The following is a 12,622-nucleotide window of genomic DNA, read 5'->3' on the forward strand; positions in this document are numbered from 1 at the left end:
GCCTCACCGCGCTAGCTCCATCGATCCTTGCGCGGGCATCCGATGACCTGGCATCCTTGTTTCATCGCCATGCGTCTGGCGCGGATCCTGTCCGTTCTGGTGCTGGTCGCCTGCGTCGCAGAACGCGCCGCCGCCGATGGGCTGGACATTCCCTTCACCCTCGCCAAGCCCGCGGGCGAAGGGCCTTTCCCCGCCGTTGTTATCCTGCACGACTGTTCGGGGCTTGGACCGGGATCGTCAGGCGCGCCTTGGCGCTGGTCTTCCCTGCTGAACCGCCTGGGCTATGTGACGATCTGGCCCGACAGCTTTTCCACCCGCGGCTTCGTCAGCGGTGTCTGCACGGAACCCGATCGTGGCGCCGTGGCGCCCAGGATCCGCGTCGCCGATGCCTATGCGGCCCTGGACCATGTAGCGGCGCTGCCATTTGTCGATCCGAAGCGGATTGCCGTGATGGGCGGCTCTCACGGCGGATCAACGACACTCGCGTCCATTGTGGCCGGGCCGGCCAACAGCGTTCGTCCCGGGCCGCGCTTTGCAGCGGCCATCGCGCTCTATCCCGGCTGCGGACCGGCCTATGGCGATTGGCGGGTCCTTCGCGACGGCGGCGCAGGAGCGCCTATTTCGAGCTATAGCGGCGTCTTCCGTTCGCTTGCTCCCCTGCTGATTCTGACGGGCGAACGCGATGACTGGACCCCGGCCGAGCCATGCCGCCAGATGGTGAACAGGGCGAAGGCCGCCGGCGAGCCTGTCGAGATCCAGGTCTATCCGGACGCCCACCATTCGTTCGACAGCGCAGCACCCGTCCGATTCAACCCCAACCGCATGAACGCCAACGTCCCCGGCGGGCGCGGCGCAACAATCGGCGGCAATGCCGCAGCCTGGGCCGATGCCCGCGGCCGCGTCAGGGACTTCCTGGCCCAGCATCTGCAGCGCACGGCGCCATGACCTGGGCGATCGAGGCCGGCATTCGCGGGTCACGGGAACCGACCGCACAGCTGCGGACTTTGCAAACCGGCACGCGGACCTTAATGGTGAGTCTCGCGACGGGGGGCCCGTCGTTCCAGATGCAAGTGAACCGGGCGTCATGCCCAGATCGTGACCATGCCGATGCGTAGCGCCTTCGGCGGTCCGCGCCTTCTGCTCCGTCGCCTGCGGGAGGTGATGGCCGAGCAGGTATCGGCACAGGATCGCCTGGACAAGATCGTCGTTCTCATCGCGGCCAACATGGTGGCCGAGGTGTGCTCGGTCTATGTGCTGCGCGTTGACAGCACGCTCGAGCTCTATGCGACCCAGGGCCTAAATCGCGAGGCCGTCCACCAGACCGTCATGCGGGCGGGTGAAGGCCTCGTCGGCCAGGTTGCCCAGACGGCCGAGTCGCTGAACCTCTCCGACGCCCAGGAACATCCGGCCTTCTCCTACAAGCCGGAGACGGGCGAAGAGATCTTCCACTCCTTCCTCGGCGTGCCGATCCTGCGCGGCGGCAACACGCTGGGCGTGCTCGTCGTGCAGAACCGCGCCCACCGGCGCTACGAGGAAGACGAGGTCGAGGCGCTCCAGACCACCTCAATGGTTCTGGCCGAGATGATCGCCTCCGGCGAGCTCTCCGCGCTCGCCTTACCCGGCCAGGAGCCGGCCGCCCGCCGCCCGCTGAGGCTCGCCGGCGAAGGCCTTGCCGACGGTGTCGGCCTTGGCCATGTCGTGCTGCACGAACCGCGCATCGCGGTGAAGATGCTGATCGCCGATGATCCCAACAAGGAGATTGTCCGGCTGGAGACGGCCATCGACGCGCTGCGCGCCGAGATCGACGACATGCTGGAGAGCGAGGATGTCGCGCGCGGCGGCGAGCACCGGGACATCCTCGAAGCCTATCGCATGTTCGCCCATGATCGCGGCTTCGTCCGGCGATTGAAGGAAGCGATCGGCACAGGCCTGACCGCGGAGGCCGCCGTCGAGCGCGTGCAGTCGGACAACCGCGCCCGCATGATGCGCCAGACCGATCCCTATCTGCGGGAGCGGCTGCACGATCTCGACGATCTGGCCAACCGCCTGATGCGCCAGCTGACCGGCGAGAAAAGCCCCGCCGGGCGCGAAGACCTGCCCGACAACGCCATCGTCGTTGCCCGTCACATGGGCCCGGCTTCGCTGCTGGACTATGACCGCTCCAAGCTGCGCGGCCTTGTGCTGGAGGAAGGTGGCGCGACCAGCCATGTCGCGATCGTCGCCCGGTCGCTCGGCATCCCGACCGTCGGCCAGATCGAGAATGCCACCAGCCTCGCCGATCCGGGCGACGCCGTGATCATCGACGGCATGACCGGCGAGGTTCACCTCCGCCCGACCGCCGACGTCGAGAATGCCTATGCGGAGAAGGTGCGCTTCCGTGCCCGCCGGCAGGCCCAATATGCCGCGATCCGCGACAAGGCGGCGGTGACCAGGGACGGTGTGGAGGTCAAGCTCAACCTCAATGCCGGCCTTATGGTCGATCTCCCCTTCATCGAGGAGACCGGCGCCTCCGGCATCGGCCTGTTCCGCACCGAGTTGCAGTTCATGGTGGCCAATTCGCTGCCCCGCACCGCAGAGCAGCTCGATCTCTATCGCAAGGTCCTGGACGCGGCCGGCAGCCGGCCCGTCACCTTCCGCACGCTCGACATCGGCGGCGACAAGGTGCTGCCCTATATGGACGTGATCCAGGAGGAGAACCCGGCGCTCGGCTGGCGGGCGATCCGCCTCGGGCTCGACCGTCCCGGCCTCTTGCGCAGCCAGGTGCGCGCCATGCTGCGCGCCGGCGCCGGCCGCGAGGTCCGCATCATGTTCCCGATGGTGGCGGCCATCGAGGAGTTCGACGAGGCCAAGGCCATCGTCGAGCGCGAGCTGACGCATCTCAGGCGCCACGATTACCGGATGCCCGAGCGGGTCCATATCGGCGCCATGGTGGAGGTGCCCGCGCTGTTGTTCCAGCTCGATGAACTGTTCCCCAAGGTCGACTTCCTGTCGGTCGGCTCCAATGATCTCGTGCAGTTCCTGTTTGCAGTCGACCGCGGCAACAACCGGGTCGCCAACCGGTTCGACGTGCTCTCGCCGCCGATCCTGCGCGCCCTCCGCTCACTCGCGATGAAGGGCCAGGAATACGGCAAGCTGGTTACGCTCTGCGGCGAGCTCGCCTCCCGTCCCCTCGAGGCCATGGCTCTGGCCGGCCTCGGCTATCGTTCGCTGTCGCTGTCGCCAGCGGCCATGGGACCGGTCAAGTCGATGATCCTCGATCTCGATCTCGGCAAGCTGCAGGCCCTGCTCGCCCCGATGATCGACCAGCCAAGGCCCGGTCAGTCGATCCGCACCGTTCTGCGTGAATTCGCCGAAGCCGAAGGCGTTTCTCTCTGATGCTGCCGATCGCCAAGCTGGAAGCGCTCGTGGCGCGTCGCGCCCTCGTCGAGGCCGAACTCGCCGCCGGCGTGGAGGGCGAGCGCTATGTCGCGCTGTCGCGCGAGTTCTCTGAGCTCAGCCCGGTCGTCGAGGCGATCGAGGCCTGGCGTGCCGCCGAGCGCGAGCGGACCGACCTCGAACAGATGATCGCCGACCCCGCGACCGACGCCGACATGCTGGCGCTTGCCCATGGCGAAAAGCCCGCGGTGGAGGCCAGGATCGCAGCGATGGAGTCCGATCTCCGCGTCGCGCTGCTGCCCAAGGATGCCGCCGACGCCAAGAACGTCATTCTGGAAATCCGCGCCGGTACCGGTGGTGACGAGGCCTCGCTGTTCGCGGGCGATCTCTACCGCATGTATGAGCGCTATGCCGCCCTCCAGGGTTGGACGGTCGAGCTGATCTCGGCAAGCGAAGGCACGGTCGGCGGCTTCAAGGAAATCGTCGCCGAGATCCGCGGCACCGGCGCCTATGCGCGGCTGAAATTCGAAAGCGGCGTGCATCGCGTCCAGCGCGTGCCGGCAACCGAATCCGGCGGGCGTATCCATACCTCGGCCGCAACCGTCGCCGTTCTGCCCGAGGCCGAGGAGGTCGATGTCCCGATCCATGACGACGACCTCCGGATCGACGTCATGCGCGCCCAGGGCGCCGGCGGCCAGCACGTCAACAAGACCGAATCTGCGGTCCGCATCACCCATATCCCGACCAACACAGTCGTGCTGGTTCAGGACGAGCGCTCGCAACACAAGAACAAGGCGCGCGCCATGGCGATCCTGCGCTCGCGCATCTTCGACGCCGAGCGCCAGCGCCTCGATGCCGGTCGCGCCGCCGACCGGCGCCTGCAGGTGGGCTCCGGCGACAGGTCCGAGCGCATCCGGACCTACAATTTTCCGCAAGGCCGGGTCACCGACCATCGCATCGAGCTGACGCTCTACAAGTTGCCGGAGATCGTGGCCGGAACTGCGCTCGGCGAGATCATCGACGCCCTCGTTGCCGACCATCAGGCGACCCTGCTGGCACTTGAGAACGCGGCATGATTCCCGAAGGCCTGTCGCCGCGCAGCGCGCGCCGCTGGGTTGCCGATCATCTGGCACGGCTAGGTTCGGACGAAGCCGAGATCGACGCTCGCCTGCTCGTGCGCATGGCTTGCGGCATCGATCCAGCCCTTCCTGGATCAGCCGCCGAGGTCCCGCTCGGTGCGGATGAGGCTGTCCGGCTCGGCGAGCTTGTAACCCGCCGGAGCGCCCATGAGCCGATGGCCCGGATCATCGGCAGTCGTGAATTTCACGGTCTCGATTTCCAGCTCAACGAAGCCTGCCTGGTGCCGCGGCCTGACACCGAAACTTTGATCGAGGTCGCTCTCGACGTGCTGCCCGCCGACCGTCCGGCGCGCATCCTTGACCTCGGCACGGGTCCTGGAACCCTGCTGCTGGCAATCCTGTCCAACCGCTCGAGCGACAACGGCGTCGGCATCGACGCCGCCGAACGGGCCATCGAGGCCGCACGCGCCAATGCCCGTGCGCTTGGCCTCGCCTCGCGCTCGGTCTTTCACGTGGGAGACTGGGCGGCCGGCCTCGCCGGCCCCTTCGACCTGATTGTCTCAAACCCGCCCTACATTCCAAGTCGGGTCTGCGAGACGCTGGCACCCGAGGTCCGCGATCATGACCCCCGCCTCGCCCTGGATGGCGGCGACGATGGGCTGGATGCCTACCGAGTGATTGTTCAGCAGTCCGCCATGCTGCTGGCAGACGGTGGCCATGTGCTGCTCGAACTCGGCATCGGGCAGGCAGGCGATGTCGCGCGGATCGCGCGGACCAGCGGACTGACGGTCCGCGGCCTGAGGTCCGATCTCAATGGCATTCCGCGCGCGTTGACCCTCGGCCGCGGCTGACACCTGGACGCAAGTCAGCCAAACATCAGTCTGGAATCATCCTAAACTACTGATTTAATACACGTTTTCGCGATCTGACCTTGCGCCGGGTCTCATGCGGCGGTAGGTCTGCGGCCAATCATTCGGGGAGTTCCGACATGAACGGCTGGTCCATCGCCCTGCAAAGCGGCTCCATCCTGCTCCGGGAAGGTCTCGAAGCGCTCCTGGTCGTCGCCGCGCTGGCGGCCTTCTTGCGCCGCGCCGGCGAATCCGCGCGTGTGCCCATGCTCTATGTCGGCGTTGCCGCAGCGATCGTCGCAAGCCTGATCGCCGCCTGGGTGTTCGAGACCTGGTTCGGCGGCGCCCATGACGACCGCGTCGAGGGCGTGGTGATGATCGTCGCGGCCGGGCTGATGTTCTATGTCAGCGGATGGCTGCTGCTGCGCCAGGACCCGCGTCGCTGGCAGGCAGACCTCAATGAGGCTGCCGGCCGGGCGATCGCCACAGGCTCAGCCATGTCATTCTCGCTGCTCGCTTTTCTCGCGGTGTTCCGCGAGGGCGCCGAGACGGTGCTGTTTCTTCACGCCCTGGCCAAGACCAATGGTGGCTGGTCGGCCGCCTTGCTGGCTGGTCTCCTCGGCGCCACGGTCCTGTTGATGGTTGTCTTTGTCGTCATCGAATGGGTGGCTGTGCGCTTGCCGCTGAAGCCGGTCTTCCTCGTAACCTCGGCATTCCTGTTCCTGATGGGCCTGAAATTTATCGGCAGCGCCGTACAGGAGTTCCAGGAACAGGCGATCATCGACGTTCACCCGGCCGATGTGCCGCAATGGGCGATCGATGCCGGGATGAATCCGAGCTGGGAGGCCATCGGCATCCAGCTCGTGATCATCGCCCTGGCTCTCGCCGGACTTGCCCTTGCCATGCTGCGGCATCGCCCGGCCGGTGCAGCCGCCACGCCCTGACATTCGTCAGGCGGATGTCAGCTTGCCTGCTTATCGTATGAGCGTCCGCAGCTCCTTCCAGCGAGGGCGTGCGTCGTGGACTCTTCTGAGACTCAGGGCCCTTCCTCTTCGGATGAAGGGCCCTTTTTCGTGCAGGATGCACCTGTCTGACGCGGCCGCCGCGGGTTTGACCAAGGCGCCGGTAAACGCCATATCCCTGACATGAGCGCCCCACGCCATTTCGATACCGACCTCCTGATCCAGCGCCGGCTCCGCGCCGCGCGCGGCGTGCCGGCCGACTTCCTGATGGCACCGGTGGCGGAGGATCTTGCCGACCGCCTCGCCCTGATCCATCGGCAGTTCAAGATCATTGTCGATTGGGCCTCGCCCACCGATGCCGTGCGCACGATGCTGGCGGAGCGGGGCTATACCGGCATCATCGGCACGGAGACCGCTGCGGCGCTTGCCGCGGCCCGGCAACGACCTGTCGTGGTCGCCCCCGCCGAAGCGCTGCCGTTCCGGGCGGGCTCGCTCGATCTTGTTGTCTCCGGTCTCGGCCTGCATGTCGTCGATGATCTGCCAGGCGCGTTCATTCAGATTCGCAGGGCCCTGAAACCTGACGGCTTGTTCCTGGCAGCCATGCTGGGTGGCGACACGCTGACCGAGCTTCGCCAGAGTTTCGCCGAGGCGGAAGCTGAGGTCGAGGGTGGCCTCAGCCCGAGGGTCGCGCCCTTTGCCGATGTCAGGGACGTCGGCCAGCTGCTGCAACGCGCCGGTTTCGCTCTGCCGGTCACCGACACGGACCGGCTGACGGTGCGCTACGCCAATGTCTTCGCCCTGATGCACGATCTGAGGGCCATGGGTGCAACGAACCCCCTGGTGGACCGCCGCCGCACACCGCTGCGACGCGCGACACTCATCCGCATGGCCGAGATCTACCAGCAGCGATTCGCTGATCCGGATGGGCGCATCCGAGCCACGTTCCAGATCATCACCCTGTCGGGCTGGTCACCGCACGAGAGCCAGCAAAAGCCGCTGAAGCCTGGCTCGGCCAAGGCCAGGCTCGCCGACGCATTGAACGCCATCGAGCTGCCCGCAGGCGACAAGGCGGGCTGAGCAAACTCCGTCTCGACACCGGGCCTCGCCACGCCCTAGAGTCTCCGCCCTTCCGGCATTCACCCACAAACTCGGGACGACTTCCATGGACATGACAGGCTCGCAGCGTATCCAGGCCCCGCGCGAGGTCGTCTGGGCCGCGCTGAACGACCCCGAGGTGCTGAAGCAGTGCATTCCCGGCTGCCAGAGCCTGGATCGCACCGGCGATAACGGCTTCACCGCCAAGGCCGTCCTCAAGATCGGCCCGGTCAAGGCGACCTTCACAGGCTCGGTGACACTGTCGGATATCGATCCGCCGAACGGCTATGTCATCACGGGTGAAGGCAATGGCGGCGTCGCCGGCATGGCCAAGGGTGGTGCCACGGTTCGCCTCGAGCCCGAGAGCGACGACGTCACGATCCTGCACTACGACGTGAAGAGCCAGATCTCCGGCAAGATCGCCCAGCTCGGCTCGCGCCTGATCGACGCCACCGCCAAGAAGCTGGCCGGCGAGTTCTTCGAGAGCTTCGGCAAGGTGGTTGCTCCGCCCCCGCCCGGCGAGGAGATGCCGGAGGCCAAGAAGAAGTGGTGGAGCTGGAAGAAGGGCTGAGGGCCTAATCCTCCCGTTTCTCGATAGCCTCCATGTCATCGTCCGACAGGCCGAAATGGTGGCCAATCTCGTGCACCAGCACGTGGGCGATAACATCGCCGAGTGTCTCGTCATGCTCGGCCCAATAGTCGAGGATCGGCCGCCGATAGAGCCAGATCATGTTCGGCATCCCGCCGGAATGATCAACCGACTGGAACGGCAGGCCAACGCCCTGGAAGAGCCCGAGCAGATCGAAATCCGTCTCGGCTTCCATCTCCTTGAGCACCTCTTCGGTCGGGAAGTCATCGACGCGGATGACCAGATCCTTGCACAAGGCGCGGAACGTCTCCGGCAGGCCGGCATAGGCCTCATGCGCGATCGCCTCGAAGGCTTCGAGATCGGGGGCTTTGAGCCCGCTGAAGTCGGCGATGCTGGGATTCATCGGGCAACATAGGTCAGATAGAGAAAGATCAGGCAGCCAATGCCGATGATGACAGCCAGGCCGCGGCCAACCCGCTTGCCCCAGATCTCGGCGGGATCGTCGCCCTCGCCCTTGGCCGTGAGGAAGTCGACGCTGCGGCTGACGGCCGATCCGGCGATTGGCGCGGAATCCCGGTGGGTGCGCGCCAGGATGCGCTCGGCCTCCTCGCGCCTTGCGCGATCATCGGGATGTTCTGGCGGCCGGTTGGTCATGGTCCGATCATAGGCCAATCGCGACGCGCGGGGAAACGCGCGGAAATCTTTTGTTCACCCTGCTCGGCGAAAGGCTGCCAGCATCAGCGTGGTAAAGGCCGCGTTAGCCGGATCGCCGACATAGTCCAAACGTCCATCCGCCGCAGGAAGACGCCATGATCCGCCATCTCCTGACCGCCTCCGCGCTGGTCTGCCTGTCGTTCGCGTGCCCCTCCACCGCCGAAGCCTCCTGGCTCGGCTGGTTCGGCTACGACCGGCCCGTGGTCTACCGTCCGATCACCACCGCGCAGACGGTCTATTTCCAGCCGTCGAGCAGCGTGGTTGCGCCCGCCCACCCACATCACCGGGTGCGCATCTGCCGGCCGCATCGGCACGGCGCCCCCCATCACGCCTGCCGCTGATCCCGCTCAGCCTTCGTCGAGACCGACAAGCGCACGGGCAAAGTCCCGCGCCGCGAACGGCTCGAGATCGTCGACGCCCTCGCCAACCCCAATGAAGTGAACCGGCAGGCCGGACTTGGCGGCGACCGAGACCAGGATACCGCCGCGCGCCGTCCCGTCGAGCTTGGTCATCACCAGTCCGGTGACACCGGCGGTCCTGCCGAACACCTCGACCTGCGAGACCGCGTTCTGGCCGGTAGTTGCGTCCAGCACCAGCAGCACTGCGTGGGGTCCCGCCGGGTCGCCCTTGCGGATGACGCGGATGACCTTTTCCAGCTCGGCCATCAGCTCCGTCTTGTTCTGTAGGCGGCCGGCCGTATCCATGATCAGCACGTCTGTGCCGGCATCCTTCGCAGCCTTCATCGCGTCGAAGGCAAGACCTGCTGCATCCGCACCCTGCTCGCGGGCGATCACCGGCACACCTGTCCGCTCACCCCAGATCTTCAGCTGCTCGATGGCGGCTGCGCGGAACGTATCGCCAGCCGCCAGCATGACCTGACGCCCCTCGGCGCGGAATTTCGCGGCGAGCTTGCCGATGGTCGTGGTCTTGCCGGCGCCATTCACGCCGACAACCAGCACGACGAAGGGCCGCGCCGCGGGATCGATGACCAGCGGCTTCGCCACCGGGGTCAGTGTCTTCTCGATCTCCTCGGCCAGAACGGCACGCACCTCTTCGGGCGCGATGTCCTTGCCAAAACGGCCTTTCGACAATTCGGCCGTGATCCGGGCCGCCGTATCGACACCGAGATCCGCCTGGATGAGCAGATCTTCCAGCTCCTCGAGCGTGTCCGTATCCAGCTTCCGCTTGGTGAAGAGCTCGGTGACGCCGCGCCCGAGATTGGACGAGGTGCGCGACAGCCCATCCTTCAGCCGCTGCCACCATTTCTTCTTCGGCTGGTCCGGCGTGGGAATAGCAGACGGAATCGGCGCAACAGGCGCATCGGCGACCGCAGGCTCGGCTGCGCCATCCTGTCCGCCGAACAGCCTTTTGAAGAATCCGGTCTTCTTCGGCTCGTCGGTCATGGGCAGGTCGTCTCCGCAGGGTTTGACTTTCGCGGCGTTCTTGAGCGTTCCTTGCCCGCGATGCAAGCACCCAGCCCGACCAAACCGGACCATCCGTCCGTTCCCGATCCCCTCGGCCTCATCCCGCGGCTGCTCCACCGTGACGCCAGCGTGCTGATCCTCGACAAGCCCGCCGGCCTGCCGGTCCACAAGGGACCGGGCGGCGGGCCCAATCTCGCCGACAATCTCGGCGCATTGCGCTTCGGCCTGCCGCGCGATCCCGAGCTTGCCCATCGTCTCGACAAGGAAACCGCCGGCTGCCTGGTGCTTGGCCGCCATCACAAGGCACTTGTCAGGCTGGCCGATCTGTTCAAGCGCAATGAGGTGAAGAAGACCTATTGGGCCGTCGTCGAGGGCGGGCCGGCCGAAGACGAGGGCACGATCGACCTCGCCATGAGCCCGCGCGATCCGAAACGCGGCTGGTGGATGAAGATCGATCCGCAGGGTCAGAAGGCCACCACCCTCTTCCGCGTTCTCGGCCGCGGCGAGGGGCGGACCTGGTTGGCGCTGGAACCGGTCACCGGCCGCACCCATCAATTGCGCCTGCATTGCCAGGCCATGGGCTATCCGATCCTCGGCGACCCCATCTATGGCTCGGCACCGCGCCACGGTGGCCCTGGCCTGCACCTGCTCGCCCGATCGATCAGCCTGCCTTTCGCCCCGAACAAGCCCGCCATAGCGGCCGAGGCAACCGTGCCCAGCCACATGGCGGCAGAGCTGGCCAAATGCGGGTTTGCGCCTAGTCCTTAGGGCGAGTCGCCTTTTCGTTCGGCTTTGCTAGGCTTCAAGCCAAAGGGAGCGAAAAACAATGGCCGGCCATTACGACAAGAAGGAAGTTCGCGAGCCTGGCGCCCGCGAGAAGGACCTGTTCAAGCGTCTGCCAGCTGTGCTCGCCGCGGCGATGAAAGCCCCGGGCTTCAAGCGCCACTTCGGCAAGATCGATCCCCGAGCGATCACCTCGCGCGCCGCACTCGCCCAGCTGCCAGTGCAGCGGAAGTCCGACCTGCCGGCACTCCAGAAAGCCAATCTGCCCTTCGGCGGCTTCGTGCCGGGCAAGGCAGGCTCGTTCGGACGGCTGTTCATGTCGCCCGGCCCGATCTTCGAGCCCGAGCCGATCGGCCATGATGTCTGGCGCCTTGCCCGCTCGCTATCGGCTGCCGGGTTCAAGCGCGGAGACATCGTGCTCAACACCTTTTCCTATCACCTCACCCCCGGCGCCTGGTGCTTCGATTCCGGCGCCCGTGCGATGGGCTGCGCCGTGATCCCGGCAGGCCCGGGCAATACCGAGGCGCAGCTCGACCTGATCGAGGCCTACCGCCCGGCCGCCTATACCGGTGTGCCGGACTTCCTCAAGATCCTGCTCGACGCCGCCAAGGAGCGCGGCCGTGACGCCTCGTCCATCACCAAGGCGCTGGTATCGGGCGCGGCCTTCCCGCCCTCGCTGCAGAAGGAATTGGCATCCCGCGGCGTCGACGCCTATCAGGCCTATGCCATCGCCGAATGCGGCGTCATTGCCTACGAGACCGAGGCGCGCCAGGGGCTGGTGCTGAACGAGGACGTGATCCTTGAAATCGTCCGCCCTGGCACAGGCGACCCGGTGGTGGCCGGAGAGGTCGGCGAGATCGTTGTCACCGTTCTTGACACCCACCACCCGCTCATCCGCTTGGCGACCGGCGACCTGACCGCCGAACTGCCGGGCGCTTCGCCCTGCGGCCGCACCAACATGCGCATCAAGGGCTGGATGGGCCGCGCCGACCAGACCGCCAAGGTGAAGGGCATGTTCGTCCGCCCCGAACAGATCGCCGAGGTGCTGAAGCGCCATCCGGAGATCACCCGCGCGCGCCTCGTCGTGGCGCGCGATGGCGAGCAGGACACGATGGTCCTGAAAGCGGAGACGCGCGACAAGAAGCCGGAATTCCTGCTGTCGGTGGGTGCGACGATTCAGAGCGTTCTGAAGCTCAAGGGCGCCGTCGAGCCAGTGAAGCCCGGCAGCCTGCCCAATGACGGCAAGGTGATCGACGATATCCGGCCGGTCGGCTGAGCCGGCCGGAATCGCCGTCGACGAGGCGCTCTAGCGGAACATCACCGCGTAGCGATCGCGATAGGCCACGACCAGCATCAGGCCCAGCACCACCAGGATGCCGGCGATCGGCAGGCCCTGCGGGTTGATGACGGCGTGGAACAGCACGATCGTCGCCATGACCGGCGCGATCAGCGCCAGGCCGAAGGCCGGCACGATGTTGAGGATGAGGCTGAGCGCGCCGGCGAGATTGATGGTCTTCAGGAACGGCCAGAAGAAGCCGGAATTCTGGAGCGCCAGTTCGAATTCGTGGCCCTTCGGAGAGACCGGCGGATTGATCAGGTGCCCGCCCGTGAAGATGAACCAGAATCCATCGACGGCACTGACAAGGAACAGAAGGCCGAGAAGGGTGCGGGGGATGTGGACAAGCAACAGCGTCTTCATGGAAACCTGCGGGGGCATGCAGCGGCCTGGGCCGCGGAGCGCGCCGATCTGAAG

General features: G+C 66.4%; 14 protein-coding genes. 10 read left to right on the forward strand and 4 right to left on the reverse strand.

The window, feature by feature from the left end; all coding sequences use genetic code 11:
- Positions 1-42: 42 nt before the first annotated feature.
- The 7 genes from E8L99_RS03890 (at position 43) to E8L99_RS03920 (ending at position 7,930) form a co-directional block, all read left to right on the forward strand.
- Positions 43-945: a dienelactone hydrolase family protein gene (locus tag E8L99_RS03890; protein ID WP_137098311.1), complete on the forward strand. Its 903-nt coding sequence runs from the start codon at positions 43-45 to the stop codon at positions 943-945.
- A 162-nt stretch (positions 946-1,107) separates the two neighbouring features.
- A complete protein-coding gene (gene ptsP / locus E8L99_RS03895; RefSeq protein WP_137101944.1) occupies positions 1,108-3,375 on the forward strand; it encodes a phosphoenolpyruvate--protein phosphotransferase in 2,268 nt (755 codons plus the stop codon).
- The gene (gene prfA, locus E8L99_RS03900) at positions 3,375-4,451 is read left to right on the forward strand and encodes a peptide chain release factor 1 (RefSeq protein ID WP_137098312.1); all 1,077 of its coding nucleotides are present in this window, start codon (positions 3,375-3,377) and stop codon (positions 4,449-4,451) included. The genes ptsP and prfA overlap by 1 nt, the downstream gene beginning before the upstream one ends.
- On the forward strand, positions 4,448-5,305 hold the full coding sequence (gene prmC, locus E8L99_RS03905; protein ID WP_137098313.1) for a peptide chain release factor N(5)-glutamine methyltransferase: 858 nt from the start codon (positions 4,448-4,450) through the stop codon (positions 5,303-5,305). The genes prfA and prmC overlap by 4 nt, the downstream gene beginning before the upstream one ends.
- Positions 5,306-5,442: 137 nt before the next feature.
- A complete protein-coding gene (locus E8L99_RS03910) occupies positions 5,443-6,246 on the forward strand; it encodes an FTR1 family iron permease (RefSeq protein ID WP_137098314.1) in 804 nt (267 codons plus the stop codon).
- 201 nt (positions 6,247-6,447) lie between these two features.
- Positions 6,448-7,341, forward strand: a complete 894-nt coding sequence (locus tag E8L99_RS03915; protein WP_137098315.1) for a methyltransferase domain-containing protein — start codon at positions 6,448-6,450, stop codon at positions 7,339-7,341.
- Positions 7,342-7,426: 85 nt separating this feature from the next.
- Positions 7,427-7,930, forward strand: coding sequence for an SRPBCC family protein (locus E8L99_RS03920; RefSeq protein WP_137098316.1), 504 nt, complete (start codon positions 7,427-7,429; stop codon positions 7,928-7,930).
- 4 nt (positions 7,931-7,934) lie between these two features.
- Here the strand turns inward: E8L99_RS03920 and E8L99_RS03925 are convergent, their stop codons facing one another.
- Together E8L99_RS03925 and E8L99_RS03930 are read right to left on the reverse strand one after the other, a co-directional pair.
- On the reverse strand, positions 7,935-8,351 hold the full coding sequence (locus E8L99_RS03925) for a metallopeptidase family protein (protein WP_137098317.1): 417 nt from the start codon (positions 8,349-8,351) through the stop codon (positions 7,935-7,937).
- Complete coding sequence (locus tag E8L99_RS03930; RefSeq protein ID WP_137098318.1) at positions 8,348-8,602, reverse strand: hypothetical protein; 255 nt, start codon at positions 8,600-8,602, stop codon at positions 8,348-8,350. The genes E8L99_RS03925 and E8L99_RS03930 overlap by 4 nt, the downstream gene beginning before the upstream one ends.
- Before the next feature lie 155 nt (positions 8,603-8,757).
- Between E8L99_RS03930 and E8L99_RS03935 the strand changes: the two genes are divergently transcribed.
- On the forward strand, positions 8,758-9,003 hold the full coding sequence (locus tag E8L99_RS03935; RefSeq protein ID WP_137098319.1) for a hypothetical protein: 246 nt from the start codon (positions 8,758-8,760) through the stop codon (positions 9,001-9,003).
- Between the two features lie 6 nt (positions 9,004-9,009).
- Here E8L99_RS03935 and ftsY read toward each other — a convergent pair whose 3' ends face one another.
- The gene (gene ftsY, locus E8L99_RS03940; RefSeq protein WP_252511253.1) at positions 9,010-10,131 is read right to left on the reverse strand and encodes a signal recognition particle-docking protein FtsY; all 1,122 of its coding nucleotides are present in this window, start codon (positions 10,129-10,131) and stop codon (positions 9,010-9,012) included.
- On the opposite strand from ftsY, the gene E8L99_RS03945 reads away from it, so the two are divergent.
- Both E8L99_RS03945 and E8L99_RS03950 read left to right on the forward strand, forming a co-directional pair.
- Positions 10,126-10,854: an RluA family pseudouridine synthase gene (locus tag E8L99_RS03945; protein ID WP_137098321.1), complete on the forward strand. Its 729-nt coding sequence runs from the start codon at positions 10,126-10,128 to the stop codon at positions 10,852-10,854. The two genes, ftsY and E8L99_RS03945, sit on opposite strands and share 6 nt — an antisense overlap.
- A gap of 58 nt (positions 10,855-10,912) precedes the next feature.
- Positions 10,913-12,145, forward strand: a complete 1,233-nt coding sequence (locus E8L99_RS03950; RefSeq protein ID WP_137098322.1) for a phenylacetate--CoA ligase family protein — start codon at positions 10,913-10,915, stop codon at positions 12,143-12,145.
- Between the two features lie 30 nt (positions 12,146-12,175).
- On the opposite strand, the gene E8L99_RS03955 is transcribed toward E8L99_RS03950, so the two are convergent.
- Entirely contained in the window at positions 12,176-12,568 is a 393-nt protein-coding gene (locus E8L99_RS03955) for a hypothetical protein (protein WP_137098323.1), read from the reverse strand.
- Positions 12,569-12,622: the final 54 nt, after the last annotated feature.

The sequence above is a fragment of the Phreatobacter aquaticus genome, assembly GCF_005160265.1.
Lineage (GTDB): Bacteria > Pseudomonadota > Alphaproteobacteria > Rhizobiales > Phreatobacteraceae > Phreatobacter > Phreatobacter aquaticus.